At 66.7% G+C, this 12,611-nt stretch carries 11 protein-coding genes; 1 reads left to right on the top strand and 10 read right to left on the bottom strand.

The window, feature by feature from the left end; all coding sequences use genetic code 11:
- Positions 1 to 473: 473 nt before the first annotated feature.
- From QQL87_RS20095 to QQL87_RS20070, 6 genes are all read right to left on the bottom strand, one after another.
- Positions 474 to 1,520: a 2,5-dihydroxypyridine 5,6-dioxygenase NicX family protein gene (locus QQL87_RS20095; protein ID WP_284420417.1), complete on the bottom strand. Its 1,047-nt coding sequence runs from the start codon at positions 1,518 to 1,520 to the stop codon at positions 474 to 476.
- 34 nt (positions 1,521 to 1,554) lie between these two features.
- A complete protein-coding gene (locus tag QQL87_RS20090; RefSeq protein WP_284420418.1) occupies positions 1,555 to 2,319 on the bottom strand; it encodes an ABC transporter permease in 765 nt (254 codons plus the stop codon).
- Positions 2,316 to 3,092 (bottom strand): ABC transporter permease, encoded by a 777-nt coding sequence (locus QQL87_RS20085; protein ID WP_284420419.1) that lies wholly within the window; start codon positions 3,090 to 3,092, stop codon positions 2,316 to 2,318. The genes QQL87_RS20090 and QQL87_RS20085 overlap by 4 nt, the downstream gene beginning before the upstream one ends.
- Positions 3,089 to 3,934: an ABC transporter ATP-binding protein gene (locus QQL87_RS20080; RefSeq protein WP_284420420.1), complete on the bottom strand. Its 846-nt coding sequence runs from the start codon at positions 3,932 to 3,934 to the stop codon at positions 3,089 to 3,091. The genes QQL87_RS20085 and QQL87_RS20080 overlap by 4 nt, the downstream gene beginning before the upstream one ends.
- Positions 3,935 to 4,039: 105 nt before the next feature.
- The gene (gene ilvD, locus QQL87_RS20075) at positions 4,040 to 5,746 is read right to left on the bottom strand and encodes a dihydroxy-acid dehydratase (RefSeq protein ID WP_284420421.1); all 1,707 of its coding nucleotides are present in this window, start codon (positions 5,744 to 5,746) and stop codon (positions 4,040 to 4,042) included.
- A gap of 26 nt (positions 5,747 to 5,772) precedes the next feature.
- The gene (locus tag QQL87_RS20070; protein ID WP_284420423.1) at positions 5,773 to 6,750 is read right to left on the bottom strand and encodes an ABC transporter substrate-binding protein; all 978 of its coding nucleotides are present in this window, start codon (positions 6,748 to 6,750) and stop codon (positions 5,773 to 5,775) included.
- 483 nt (positions 6,751 to 7,233) lie between these two features.
- On the opposite strand from QQL87_RS20070, the gene QQL87_RS20065 reads away from it, so the two are divergent.
- Complete coding sequence (locus QQL87_RS20065; RefSeq protein ID WP_284420424.1) at positions 7,234 to 7,584, top strand: RidA family protein; 351 nt, start codon at positions 7,234 to 7,236, stop codon at positions 7,582 to 7,584.
- Positions 7,585 to 7,607: 23 nt separating this feature from the next.
- Here QQL87_RS20065 and QQL87_RS20060 read toward each other — a convergent pair whose 3' ends face one another.
- From QQL87_RS20060 to QQL87_RS20045, 4 genes are all read right to left on the bottom strand, one after another.
- On the bottom strand, positions 7,608 to 7,844 hold the full coding sequence (locus tag QQL87_RS20060) for a hypothetical protein (RefSeq protein WP_284420425.1): 237 nt from the start codon (positions 7,842 to 7,844) through the stop codon (positions 7,608 to 7,610).
- A 62-nt stretch (positions 7,845 to 7,906) separates the two neighbouring features.
- The gene (locus QQL87_RS20055; protein ID WP_284420426.1) at positions 7,907 to 9,265 is read right to left on the bottom strand and encodes a sigma-54-dependent transcriptional regulator; all 1,359 of its coding nucleotides are present in this window, start codon (positions 9,263 to 9,265) and stop codon (positions 7,907 to 7,909) included.
- Positions 9,266 to 9,277: 12 nt separating this feature from the next.
- Positions 9,278 to 11,080 carry a sensor histidine kinase gene (locus QQL87_RS20050; protein ID WP_284420509.1) on the bottom strand — a complete coding sequence of 601 codons (1,803 nt, stop codon included), beginning with the start codon at positions 11,078 to 11,080 and terminating at the stop codon, positions 9,278 to 9,280.
- Positions 11,081 to 11,253: 173 nt separating this feature from the next.
- Positions 11,254 to 12,576 (bottom strand): NAD(P)/FAD-dependent oxidoreductase, encoded by a 1,323-nt coding sequence (locus QQL87_RS20045; RefSeq protein WP_284420427.1) that lies wholly within the window; start codon positions 12,574 to 12,576, stop codon positions 11,254 to 11,256.
- Positions 12,577 to 12,611: the final 35 nt, after the last annotated feature.

Below are 12,611 nucleotides of genomic sequence, written 5' to 3'. Positions count from 1 at the left end.
CATGAATTCCGAAAAATGGCAAGTAATTTATTTTTTTCGGAACACATTGGAGCGCAACGGGACGCGAGCGCACCTCGTCGTTTGAAGCGACCTGCCGCCTGCGATCACGGTGCGCTCCCCTCCCCCTTGCGGGGAGGGGTCGGGGGCGGGGGTCCCCGGGGCACCGAGCGGCGTTGATTGCGCAGGCGCTTCAACGGACCATGCGGATATCACCGCTGCTCGGAAACACGAGCCGTCATTGCGAGCGCAGCGAAGCAATCCAGGGTGGTGGGCGTGGCTCTGGATTGCTTCGCTGGGCTCGCAATGACGCGGTGAGGTCGTCAACTTAAACTAACAGCGAGCCCGAGGATTTTAGCTCAGCTTTCGTGGCGGAAAGCGAAGTTCGGGGACCCCCACCCCCGACCCCTCCCCGCAAGAGGGAGGGGGGGCGCACCGCCTGTGGAACAGATATGCGTGAAATACGGACGCGAGAACTACCCGAACACGTCCTGCAGCACGCCGTCCTTGATGACGGCTGTGCCATCTAGCTCGATCGTGGTGCCCATCATCGGCAGGTCGAAGTGCCCCGCCGTGTAGCGGCCGGCGAATTCGTTGGCGCCGGTGGAGAACAGGAAGTTGCCGGGGACGGCGCGCAGTTCGGTGCCGTTGGTGTCGCGCTGGTCGTACATGGTCAGCGCTTCGTAGCGCGCGCCGGGGTTCATGCCCCAGCCGACATGCGACACGGCATAGGCCTCGCGGTCGCCCCAGGAGGCGAGATAGGCGCGCATCATCGCGGCGTCGGCGCCCTCGCCTTCCAAGGCGGTGATGTAGTCGTCGCGCATCGTCATCGTCACAGGCGAGCTCAGATAGCGCTTGAAGGTGAGGTTGATGTCGCCGGGCGCCATCACGATGGTGCCGTTGACGGAGCCGCTCTTGGGGAAGCTGACGACGATGCCGCCCGGCCAATGCGCCAAGGTGCCGGGACGGTCGGTCCAGCCCCAGACGCCGACGGTGGAGGCGCCCTCCATGATCACGTCGAGATCGGTGCCGGCCTTGGAGGTCACGCGCATGCGCTTGGTGCCGCGCAGCATCTTGGCGGCGGCGCGGACGCGCTTCTCCAGCGCGGAATCAGGCCGCATGCGCTCCAGCGCCTCGGGATGCTCATTGGAGATCACGAGAATGCGCGCGCCGGCATTGAGGATCTCCGGCGTCTCCACCGCGTGCATCAGGCCTTCGATGGTGCAGTCGACGACGAAGCCGGCCTGCTGGAGCGCGGTCACGACGGGGCCGAGCTTGCCAATGGCTTCGGACGCACCGGTCGAGCGCACCGGAACGGGATGAGGGTTGCGCGGGGTCGGCACCACCACATGGAACGGCCGCGCGCCCATGCGCAGCAGCGCCAATTCCGCCAGATGGACGTTAAGCGCGCGCGACTGCGTCTCGGACAGGATCGCGGCGGTATCACCCGCCTTCACGGCACAACGCTCGAAGATCTCGCAGAATGCGTCGATCCATTTCGCCTCGATGCGATCCGCCAACATGGTCCGTCCTCCCGATTCTTGTTCGCGCTTTTTATCAGACTGAGGGGAAGCCGCGCAGCAGATAAGCGCGCAGGCCCTGCAACAGGGCATTGAGAATGAGGCCCAAAAGCGAGATCGTGATCAGCGGCACGAACATGTCGACGGCCTGGAACGTGCGCGCAGCAGTGACCAGCACATGGCCGAGCCCGTCGGTCGAGGTGATCATCTCGGCCAGGAACACCACGATGCATGAGATGACGAGGCCGATGCGGCAACCGGTCAGGATCGAGGGCATCGCGGCCGGCAGCACCACCTTCCACAGCACGTCGCGCGGCGGTGTGCCGGCGGCGAGCGCCGACCAGATCAGCTTCTGCTCGACGATCGTCGCGCCGTAATAGGTCGACAGCAGGATCGGAAACAGCGCGTCCGCGGCCACCAGCATGATCTTGGATTCGTGGCCGAAGCCGAGCAGCAGCAGGAAGGCCGGATAGAGTGCGACCTTCGGCAGCGGCGCCAGCACGCGCACGATCGGCTTGACGGCTGCGTTGACCGGCGGGCTCACCGCCGCGGCAATGCCGAGGGACACGCCAAGCACGACCGCAATCGCAAAGCCGGCGAACAGCCGGAACAAGGTCGCCGCGATGTCCTTCTGGAACGTGATGTTGGAGAGTTGCTGGCTCATGCGCAGGAACACATGGCCCGGCGGCGGCAGCAGCGTGGCGGGCGCATAGCCGAACGACACCAGCCCCTGCCACAGCAGCAGGACCAGCACGATCGGCGCAGCGCCGAGGAGGATGTCGTTGCTCGTGCGCGGCGTCATGAGAAGCTCAGGGGCATGTCGAACTGCGGCTCGGACCAGCGCACCAGCCAGCGCCTGATGACCTCGAAGGCTGCATCGAGGCAGATGCCCATCGCACCGATGATGATGATCATCGCGAACACCGTGTCGTACTGGCCCATGTCGAGCGCGTTGAACAGGATGTTGCCGGCGCCGGACTGCCGCGCGATCATCTCGCTGGTCACCATCGTGATCAGCGCCAGCACGATTCCAGTGCGGCAGCCGGTCAGGATTTCCGGCAATGCCGCGGGCAGGACGATGCGCAGCAGACGCTCACCGGGAGAAAGCCCCATCGCCGCACCGGACCACAGCATCTTCTCCTCGACCGCCTTGGCGCCCTCGAAGCTGTGATAGATCACGGGCAGGCTGACGCCGAGGAAGATCACCAGCGTCTTGGAGATGTCGCCGACGCCGAGCCAGAGCATGATGATCGGCATCAACGCCGCCTTCGGCACCGGGTAGATCAGCATCAGCAATGGATTGAAGAAGGCCGCCATCGACCGGCTGCGCCCCATCAAGAGCCCCAGGGGAATCGCGAACGACAGCGCCAGCGCGAAGCCGATCGCCATCCGCCGCAGCGACGCCAGGATGTTGATCAGCGATTCCTTGTCGGTGAGGATCGGCGGGATCGCGCGCAGCGAGTCCAGCGCGGTCGGGAAGCTGTCGTTCTTCAGCCCGAGCGAGGCGAGCTGCCAGGCCGCGAGCAGGCCGCAGCAGGCCAGCACCGGCGCGAGCGGCTTCAGGAGCGCGTTCATGACGGCAGCTCGTTGTCGCCGGAGGCATCGAACATGCGCTCGATCTCGACGATGTATTTCTGGTAGCGCGGATCGAGCAGCAGCTCCTCGCGGCGGCGCGGCCGCGGCAGGTCGATGTCGATGACCTCGCGGATGCGGCCCGGCGAGCGCGACATCATCACCACCTTGTCCGACAGAAACACGGCCTCCTCGACGGAGTGCGTCACGAACAGCACGGTCTTGCGGTCGCGCTCCCAGATCTCGAGCAGATCGTTCTGCAGCCGCGTGCGCGTATGCGCATCGAGCGCACCGAACGGCTCGTCCATCAGCAGCACCTCGGGGCCATAGGCCAGCGTGCGCGCCAGCGCGACTCGCTGCTTCATGCCGCCGGACAGCTCCTTCGGATAGAATTTTTCGAATCCGGTCAGGCCGACCATGGCGATCAGCGCCCGGGCGCGGGCCTCGGCTTTCGAAGGCTTGATGCCCTGCTGCAGCGGGCCGTACATGACGTTGCCGAGCACGCTCTTCCAGGGAAACAGCGCGAACTCCTGGAACACCGGGCCGCGGTCGGTCCCGGGCCCGGTGATCGGCTTGCCCTTCATCTTTGCCGTGCCGCCGGTCGGACTGACGAAGCCGCCGACGATGTAGAGCAAGGTGGACTTGCCGCAGCCGGACGGACCGAGGATGGAGACGAAAGCGCCCTCCTCGACCGACAGCGAAATGTCCGACAGCGCAGTATGGTCACGACGCGACGAGGTCTTGAACACCTGCGAGACGTGATCGATCTCGATGATCGGCTCAGCCGGACGGCGGCCGAGCGGAACGCCCGCGAGTTGGCCAGGCCGGATCGGGGTCACGCCCATGTCGACTTCTCTTTCAGATGCAGCACGCTCGAGACGCTCCGTCGGGACAGCAGGATGAACGACCGCAGATTAGCAAGAAGCCTGCCAATCGTCGCCCCTCGCTGCTCATTCCTGCTCCTGATCGAACCAGGGCCATTCGGCCGGCCCCTCGTGGGTGACCGCGCCGAGCGGTGCCTGACCGACGAGCCTCGCGTATTTCGCGAGCGCGCCCGCGCGATGCCGCGGCGGCCGCGGCGACCAGGCGGCACGGCGCCCCGCGAGCTCGGACTCGTCGAGCAGCACGTCGAGCGTGCGCGCCTTGCCATCGATGCGGATCGGGTCGCCGTCGCGCAGCAGCGCCAGCGGACCGCCCACGAACGCCTCCGGTGAGACATAGCCGATGCACATGCCGCGGGTGGCGCCGGAGAAGCGGCCATCGGTGATCAGCGCGACCTTCTCGCCCATGCCCTGGCCATAGATCAGCGCGGTCACGCCGAGCATCTCGGGCATGCCGGGACCGCCCACGGGCCCTTCGTTGCGGATGATCAGCACCTCGCCGGCCTGATAGTTGCGCGCGCGGACCGCAGCGACGCAGGCTTCCTCATCCTCGAACACCCGTGCCCGGCCCTCGAACACCAGGCTCTTGAGGCCGGCGACCTTGATGACCGCGCCATCGGGGGCGAGATTGCCCTTGAGCACCGCCACGCCCCCATCGGCCATCATCGGCTCGGCGGGGCTGAAGACGATCTCGCCGTCGGGTGGATTGGCCGAGCCATAGTCCTCGGCCAGCGTGCGCCCGGTGACGGTGATGCAGGAGCCGTCGATATGCCCGCTCTCGATCAGCGCGCGGATGACGACGGCCGCGCCGCCAATGTCGTAGACATCCTTGGCGGTGTATTTGCCGCCCGGCCTGAGATTGCCGATCAGCGGCGTGCGCGCAAACACCTCGCCGACATCGTCGAGCGTGAAACGGATGCCGGCCTCGTTGGCGATCGCCGGCAGATGCAGCGCGGCGTTGGTCGAGCCGCCGGTGGCCGCGACAATGGCGGCACCGTTCTCCAGGGATTTGCGCGTGACGATGTCGCGCGGCAGCGGGCCGCCGTTCGCGAGCATCTGCATGATCAGCCGTCCGGCCTGACGCGCGACATGGGCGCGCTCGGCATAGACGCCGGGAATCATCGAGACGTTGGGCATCGACAGGCCCATCGCTTCCGACAGCATGCCTATCGTGTTGGCGGTGAACTGTCCGGCGCAGGCGCCGATCGTCGGCAGGCAGGACAGCTCGATGCCGCGCAAGGTCTGCTCGTCGATCTCGCCGGTCATGTAGCTGCCGACGGCTTCATACGAGTCGAGCACCGTCAGCGTCTTGCCCTGATACCTGCCGGGCAGCGCGCTGCCGCCATAGATGAAGATCGACGGCACGTTGCAGCGGACCATGCCCATCATCACGCCGGGCAAGGTCTTGTCGCAGCCGGCGAAGCCGATCAGCGCGTCATAGGCAAGGCCGTGGACGACGGCCTCGATGGAATCGGCGATCAGTTCGCGCGAGAACAGAGAGAACTTCATTCCCTCATGGTTCATGCTGATGCCGTCGGAGACGGAGATGGTGGCGAATTCGCGCGGCGTGCCGCCGGCTTCGGAGATCCCCGTCTTGGCGGCGTCGACCTGGAAGTCGTGCGTCATGTTGCAGGGCGTCTGCTCGCCCTTCTGGCTGACGACACCGACCATCGGCTTGGCGATGTCGGAATCATCCAGTCCCATCGCACGCATGAAGGCGCGGTGGGGGGCGCGATCGAGCCCATCCACCGTCACGCGCGAGCGCAGCTTCCTCATCGACAATGAACTCCGCGCGAAGGCGCTTATTGGATCGGCGCGACGATCGTGGGATGCTTGAACTGGGCGACGTCGAGCTTCGGCAGCATGCCGGTCTCGGCGTAGATGTCGAGCATCTTCTGGATCGCCGGGAAGTTGGGTGCTGCGACCGGATCGCGGCCGAAATCATTGTCCTTCAACAGATAGGTGTCGATGACGGCAACCGGCGCCTTCATCACCTCCGAGACGACCTTCAGCGTCTCGTCTCGGTTCGCCAGCGCCTTCTTCATGCCGGCGGTGATGTCGCGGACATAGGCCTTCACCAGTTCCGGATTCTTGTCGACGAAGTCGGCGCGGCAGGCCTCGAGGATGTGGACGATGTTCGGCATCGCCTCGGACAGCTGGAACAGCTTGCGGGTGCCGCCCTTGGCCTCGGCGCGCGCGGCGAACGGCTGGTTCATGTTGACGGCGTCGACGCGGCCCTGGCGCAGCGCATCCTCCGACACCGCGAAGCCGACCTCGACCAGCTTGATGTCCTTGGCGGGATCGAGCCCGGCCTGCTTCAAGAGCATGTTGAACGGCCCCTGGGTGCCGCCGCCGATCACGGAGATGCCGACCGTCTTGCCCTTGAGGTCCGCGATGGTCTTGATTGGCGAATCGTCCTTGACCGCCCAATAGACCGAGAACCCGCCCGGCTTCTCATAGACGTGCTGGGCGACGATATAGGCCTTGAGCCCGCCGCCGACGACGCCGTTCGACAGCGACAGCGGCGCCTGCGTCGCGCAATCGAGCGCGCCGGCGGCCAGCGCCTGGGTCATCGGTGCCGTGCCCTGGAACTGGGTCCACTCAATGTTGTAGGTCTTGCCGAGATCCGGAAACTCGGTCGGCCGCTTCATCATCCAGTATTTGGATTCTTCAGCCGGAATGGTCCAGCCGACGCGGATGGTCTGCTGCGCCAGCGCCGGCGCTGCGCTCGACCCCAACGCGATCGCAGCCCATGCCGCCAGCATCAATTTCGTCCGCATCGTGCCCCTCCGCCTCGTCAAAACAGGAATTTAAAACAGGACCTTGGCGGAGAATGTTTCATGTCTCAAATAACCGTGCAAGCGCGGAAAACGCCCCACCCTTGCCTCAGCCATGGGCAAGGCGCGCTTCGCAGCGCGGCGAGGCGGCGCGATCCGGAAATGCCGCTGGCCGTGTGTCTCGTGGGCTGCCTCAACGCAAGGTCGCGTCCTCCGGTGAACCCTGGCCTCATGGTTCGAGACGCGCCGCCAGCGGCGCTCCTCACCATGAGGGGTGAGTGTCACCGCGAAATCGGACCTCGTCCTGAGGAGCCCGCCGCAGGCGGGCGTCTCGAAGGACGGTGGAGGGCACGCTGCTGCCAAGCTGCAAATATCCACGCTGGACAACGGCTCATTTGCAGCCTCTGCCCTGTCTCAGCCGACTGGCGCCGCCGCGCCGCACGCGCTAGGGAGAGGCCCCATTTGACCTTTTGAGGAGTTCTGTCGATGTCCATCCAGCGTTTCGAAGTCGGCCCGCGCATGAGCCAGGTCGTCGTGCACGGCAATACCGTCTATCTCGCGGGCGTGGTGGCGCAGAAGACCGCCGGCGAGAGCGTGACCAAGCAGACCGAGGAAATTCTTTCGATCATCGACGGTCACCTCGCCAAGGCCGGCACCGACAAGTCGAAGCTCTTGTCCGCGACGATCTATCTCACCGACATCAAGACCTTCGGCGAGATGAACGCGGTGTGGGACGGCTGGGTGTCGGCCGGCAACACGCCCGCCCGCGCCACCGTCGAAGCCGGGCTTGCGGCGCCGCAATACACGGTCGAGATCATGGTGATCGCGGCCAAGTAAGCCGATGAGGCAGCCGCGGCACCTCACACCGTGTCGCGGCGGCCAGTGCGGGGATTGAGCGGCGCGCGACGCTCACGCGTGAGCCCTTCCGGCAGAACCGGCTCGGTGCCCGGCAGCGGCTCGGCGCGCAAATCGGCGCCCCACTGCTCGCGCTGGCGCGGCGTCGTCTCGTCCTTGACCTGATGCGGCTGCGGCAAGCCGGCCTTGCTGACGGGGTCATAGGCGCCGGAGCGCAGGTCGCGGGTGTCTCTGCCTGTCATGGGCCTTCAACGGCGCCGCCGCAGCGTTCGTTCCTCGCGAGGTGCAACGCGAGCCGGCTCCATCAATGCTTCTCCTTGACGCTGTCGACCTTCACGGCGAGCCGCTTGATCTTGTCGTACAGCGTCTGCTTCGGGATGCTCAGGAGGGCCGCGGTGGCCTGGACGTCGCCGAGCTTGCGGCGCAGCGCATCCTCGATGATCGAGCGCTCGATGTTTTCCAATTGCCGCGGCAGCGACAGCTCCGAGGCTGCAGCCCCGGACCGATCCAGGACCTTGCGGTCGAGCACGCCGAGCACGAAGCGGTCGGCGACGTTGCGCAGCTCGCGCACATTGCCGGGCCAGGCATAGCTCAGCAGCAGCGACATGGTCTGCTCGTCCACGATCGGCGCGTCACGCTCGAAGCGTTTGGCGGCCTCCAGCGTGAAGTGCTCGAACAGGATCGGGATGTCCTCGCGTCGCTCGCGCAAGGGCGGCAGCTCGATGAAGGCCACGCCGAGGCGATAATAGAGATCGGCGCGGAACTGCTTGCGTTCGCTGAGCTCATAGAGATTCGCCTTGCTGGCGGCGACGACGCGGCAGTCCACCGCGACCGGCTTGTTGGAGCCGACGCGCTCGATCAAGCGATCCTGCAGCGCCCGCAGCAGCTTCACCTGCACGCTGAGCGGCATGCTCTCGATCTCGTCGAGGAACAAGGTGCCGCCATGGGCATATTCGATCTTGCCGATGCGCTGTTTGGTGGCGCCGGTGAAGGCGCCGGCCTCGTGGCCGAACAATTCGCTCTCGACCAGCGATTCCGGCAGGCCGCCGCAATTCACCGCGACGTAGTTGCCGCCGCGCCGGACGCTGTGAGCGTGCAGGCAGCGGGCGACGACGTCCTTGCCGGTGCCGGTCTCGCCGTAGATCGTCACGTCGACATTGGTCGAGGCGAGATTGGCGACGAGCCGGCGGACCTCCTGGATCTGCGGCGAGCGGCCGAGCAGGCTCGCCTCGATGCCCTGGCGGTCGGCCAGCGCAGAGCGCAGCGTGAGCACTTCCAGCGTCAGGCGCCGCTTGTCGAGCGCCCGGCGCACCACGGAGACGAGTTGCTCCGACGAGCACGGCTTCTCGATGAAGTCATAGGCGCCGTTGCGCATCGCTTCGACGGCCATCGAGATGTCGCCGTGGCCGGTGACCAGGATGACCGGCAGGTCGGGATCGAGCCGGTGCAGCTCGGACAGCCATTCGGTGCCGCTCTTGCCGCGCAGGCGCACGTCGGAGACCACCACGAACGGCATGCCGGCGCGGACGATTCCGCCTGCGGCTTCGACCGAGCCGAACGGCGTGACCGCGAGGCCGGCAAGCTGCAGCGCCTGGACGGCGCCGATGCGGACATCCTCGTCGTCCTCGACATAGATCACGCCGATCGGTTGCTCATGTGTCATGCGAAGACCTCGTCACTCGGCCAGCGGCAGCAGCACGACGAACTCGGCGCCGCCTGTCTCGAGATTGCGCGCCCGCAGCTCGCCGCCGAACGAGCGCGCGATGTGGTTGGCGATCACGAGGCCGAGGCCAAGCCCCTTGCCGGCGGGCTTGGTCGTCACGAACGGCTCGAACATCCGCTGCAGGACGTCGGTGGCGATGGCGGGACCGCTGTTGCCGATGGCGATGCGGCACTGGCCTTCCTCGCGCACAGCGCGGATGGAGATGGATTTGTCGGCGGCGCCTTCGACGGCGTCGAGCGCGTTCGCGATGATGTTGCAGAGCAATTGCTCGAGCCGGGTCTGATCGGCCCGGACATGCAGCTCCGGCGCGAGATCGATCGACACGTCGACGCTGCCGTCCTTCACCCGCGCACTGAGGATCTTCAGCGTTTCGGCCAGCGCGTGCTCGACCGCAACGGCATCGAGCGGCGCGTTCGATTTGTAGGCGAAGACGCGCAGCTGGCCGGTCAGGCGGCCGAGACGGCGGACCAGCTCGCCGATGCGGATGAGATTGCCCCGCGCCTCGCCGATCATGCCGCGATCGACGAACTGGACGGCGTTGTCGGACGCGGTCTGCAGCGCCGCCAGCGGCTGGTTGATCTCGTGCACCATGCCGGCCGACATCTGGCCGAGGACGGCGAGCTTGCCGGCATGCACGAGCTCGTCCTGCGCGGCGCGCAGTTCGGCGGTGCGCTCCTGCACGCGGATCTCCAGCCGGTCATTGGCGGCCTGCAGCGCGGCCTGGCTTGCGAGCCGTTGGCGGATCTCGTTGCGTCGCTGCGCCAGCAGGCCGAAGGCGAGCAGCGCGACGATGCTGGCGAGGCCCGAGAGCGTGCCGATGACCAGGGCCGTGCGCCGGATCGGCGTCTCGTCGTCGAGCAGCAGCAGCTGCCATTGCCGCTCGTTGAGCGGACGCTCGTCGACGCTGTAGACCGCGCCGCGCTCGGTCACGACCTGGCCGCCGCGATCGGTGGTCTCCGTGAAGGTCCAGCCGAGCGGCGCGAGGGTCGAGCTGCCATAGGGCTTCGAGGTCGCGATCTCCTCCAGCGCATCCACCGAGAGCGACGTCAATGGACGAAGACGCCATTCGTCGCGCGAGGCGAGAATGGTCACGCCGCGGGCGTCGACCAGAACCATGTCGCTGCCGCGGTTGCGCCATTCGCGCTCGAAGGCATCGAGATTGACCTTGACCACGGCGACGCCGATCGTGCGCCCCTCGCGCTTGACCGCATAGGACAAATAATAGCCGGCGCGCGCGCTGGTGATGCCGATGCCGAAGAAGGCGCCGCGGCCGGTCGCCAGCGCCTGGCGCATATACGGCCGGTAGGAGAGATTGCTGCCGACCGGCGTGCCCGGCTGATCGAAGTCGGCGGCCGCAATCGCATCGCCGGCGACGTTCAGCACATAGAGGTTGTCGGCGCCGGCCAGCAGATTGATCGATTTGAGATACAGGCTGACGCTCTGCTGCAGCGAACGGTCATCCGGCGTGCCGAGCAGCCGGTAGACGTCCGGCGAGGTCTCCAGCAGCGACGGCAGATATTCGAAGCGGGAGAGATAGCCGTCGAGCTGCGCGGCTTCGACCGCCAGCCGCTGCTGGGCCGCGGCATGGCGCTGGTCGAGCCCGCGGGAGAAGGCGATGGCATAGCCAAGCCAGGCCGCCGCGCCGACCAGCGCAAGCGCCAGAAGTCCGCGCACGAGCCAGCCCGCGCGCCTCCGGACCCCCGCGGCGACGTCGGGATGTCCGTCGAGGCCGATCCGGATGGGGAGGTCCGTCATCTCCTGAGCCAGGCCAATCCGTGACTTGGCGGACTGCGCCCGCCGCGCCCGCTTTTCGCCAGCAACTCTAGAGACTTGCGGTGGAATAGGCGACAGCAAAATCGGCCGGCGGCGATGCCGCAATGCAGCGCGACCGCCCTGCCCGACCGAGGCGGCCGCGAGGCCTGCGCCCATCAGTGCAGCTTGACGTGCGGCTCGGTGCGGCGGGTGATCAGGCGCGCCAGCGTGTCCAGGCTCACCTTGGCCAAGCCGTGCAGCGCGTATTCGTGCATCTTGTAGAGCGACAGATACATCATCCGCGCGAACAGGCCCTCGAACACCAGATTGCCGCCGACCAGCGCGCCCATCATCGAGCCGACCGTCGAGAACTCGCCGAGCGACACCAGCGAGCCGAAATCGTGATAGCGGTAGTCCGCCAGCGGCTCGCCCCGGATGAAGCGCGGGATCTGCTTGTAGAGATGCGAGGCCTGCTGATGCGCCGCCTGCGCCCGCGGCGGCACGTTGCCGCGCTCGCCCCAGGAACAGGCCGAGCAGTCGCCGATCGCGAAGACACGCTCGTCGCGCGTCGTCTGCAGCGTCTGCTTGACGACGAGCTGGTTGATGCGGTTGGTTTCGAGCCCGGCGATGTCCTTGAGGAAATCCGGCGCTTTCACCCCGGCGGCCCAGACGATCAGCTCGGCCGGGATGATGCGGCCATCTGAAAGGCTGACCCTGTCGGCGCCGACCTCGGCGACCTTGGCGCCGACCAGCACCTCGACTCCCAGTCGCGCGAGCAGCTTTTCGGTCTCCCGCGAGACCCGCTCCGGCAGCGCGGGCAGCACGCGGCCCGCGGCTTCGATCAGCGTGATCTTGATGTCCTTCTCGGCATCGACCTGGTCGAGGCCATAGGCCACAACCTCGCGCGTCGTGCGGTGCAGCTCGGCGGCCAGCTCGACGCCGGTGGCGCCGGCGCCGATGATCGCGACCTTCAACTGGTGCGCGGCGATCGGCGACGATTGCGAATGGACGCGGATGCAGGCGTTGATCATGCGCTCGTGGAAGCGCCGGGCTTCGCGCTGCGATTCCAGCTTGATGGCGTGGTCGGCGACACCCGGCGTGCCGAAATCATTGTTCTGGCTGCCGATGGCGAGGACGAGCACGTCATAGGGAATGGTGCGCTTGGGGGTGACCTCGCGCCCCTCGGCATCGAGATAGGGCGCCACCAGCACCTCGCGCTTGTCGCGGTCGAGGCCGATCATGTCGCCGATGCGGTAGTGGAAGCCGTGCCAATACGCCTGCGCGAGATAGTCGACCTCGTGGGCCGAGATGTCCATGCTGCCGGCAGCGATCTCGTGCAGCTTCGGCTTCCACACATGGGTGCGGTTGCGCTCGACCAGGGTGACGTCGATCCGGCCCTTGCGGCCATATTTGTCGCCGAGGCGCGTGGCCAGTTCCAATCCGCCGGCACCACCGCCGACGATTACGACACGCGGAACTCCCGACTGCGCAACGGCCATCGTCCAACCTCCCCAAGCGTGGCCATGGCGCGGCG

It is taken from the genome of Bradyrhizobium sp. SSBR45G, from assembly GCF_030159255.1.
In the GTDB taxonomy this organism is placed as follows: Bacteria; Pseudomonadota; Alphaproteobacteria; order Rhizobiales; family Xanthobacteraceae; genus Bradyrhizobium.
This window is presented reverse-complemented; position numbering and strand designations above follow the sequence as displayed.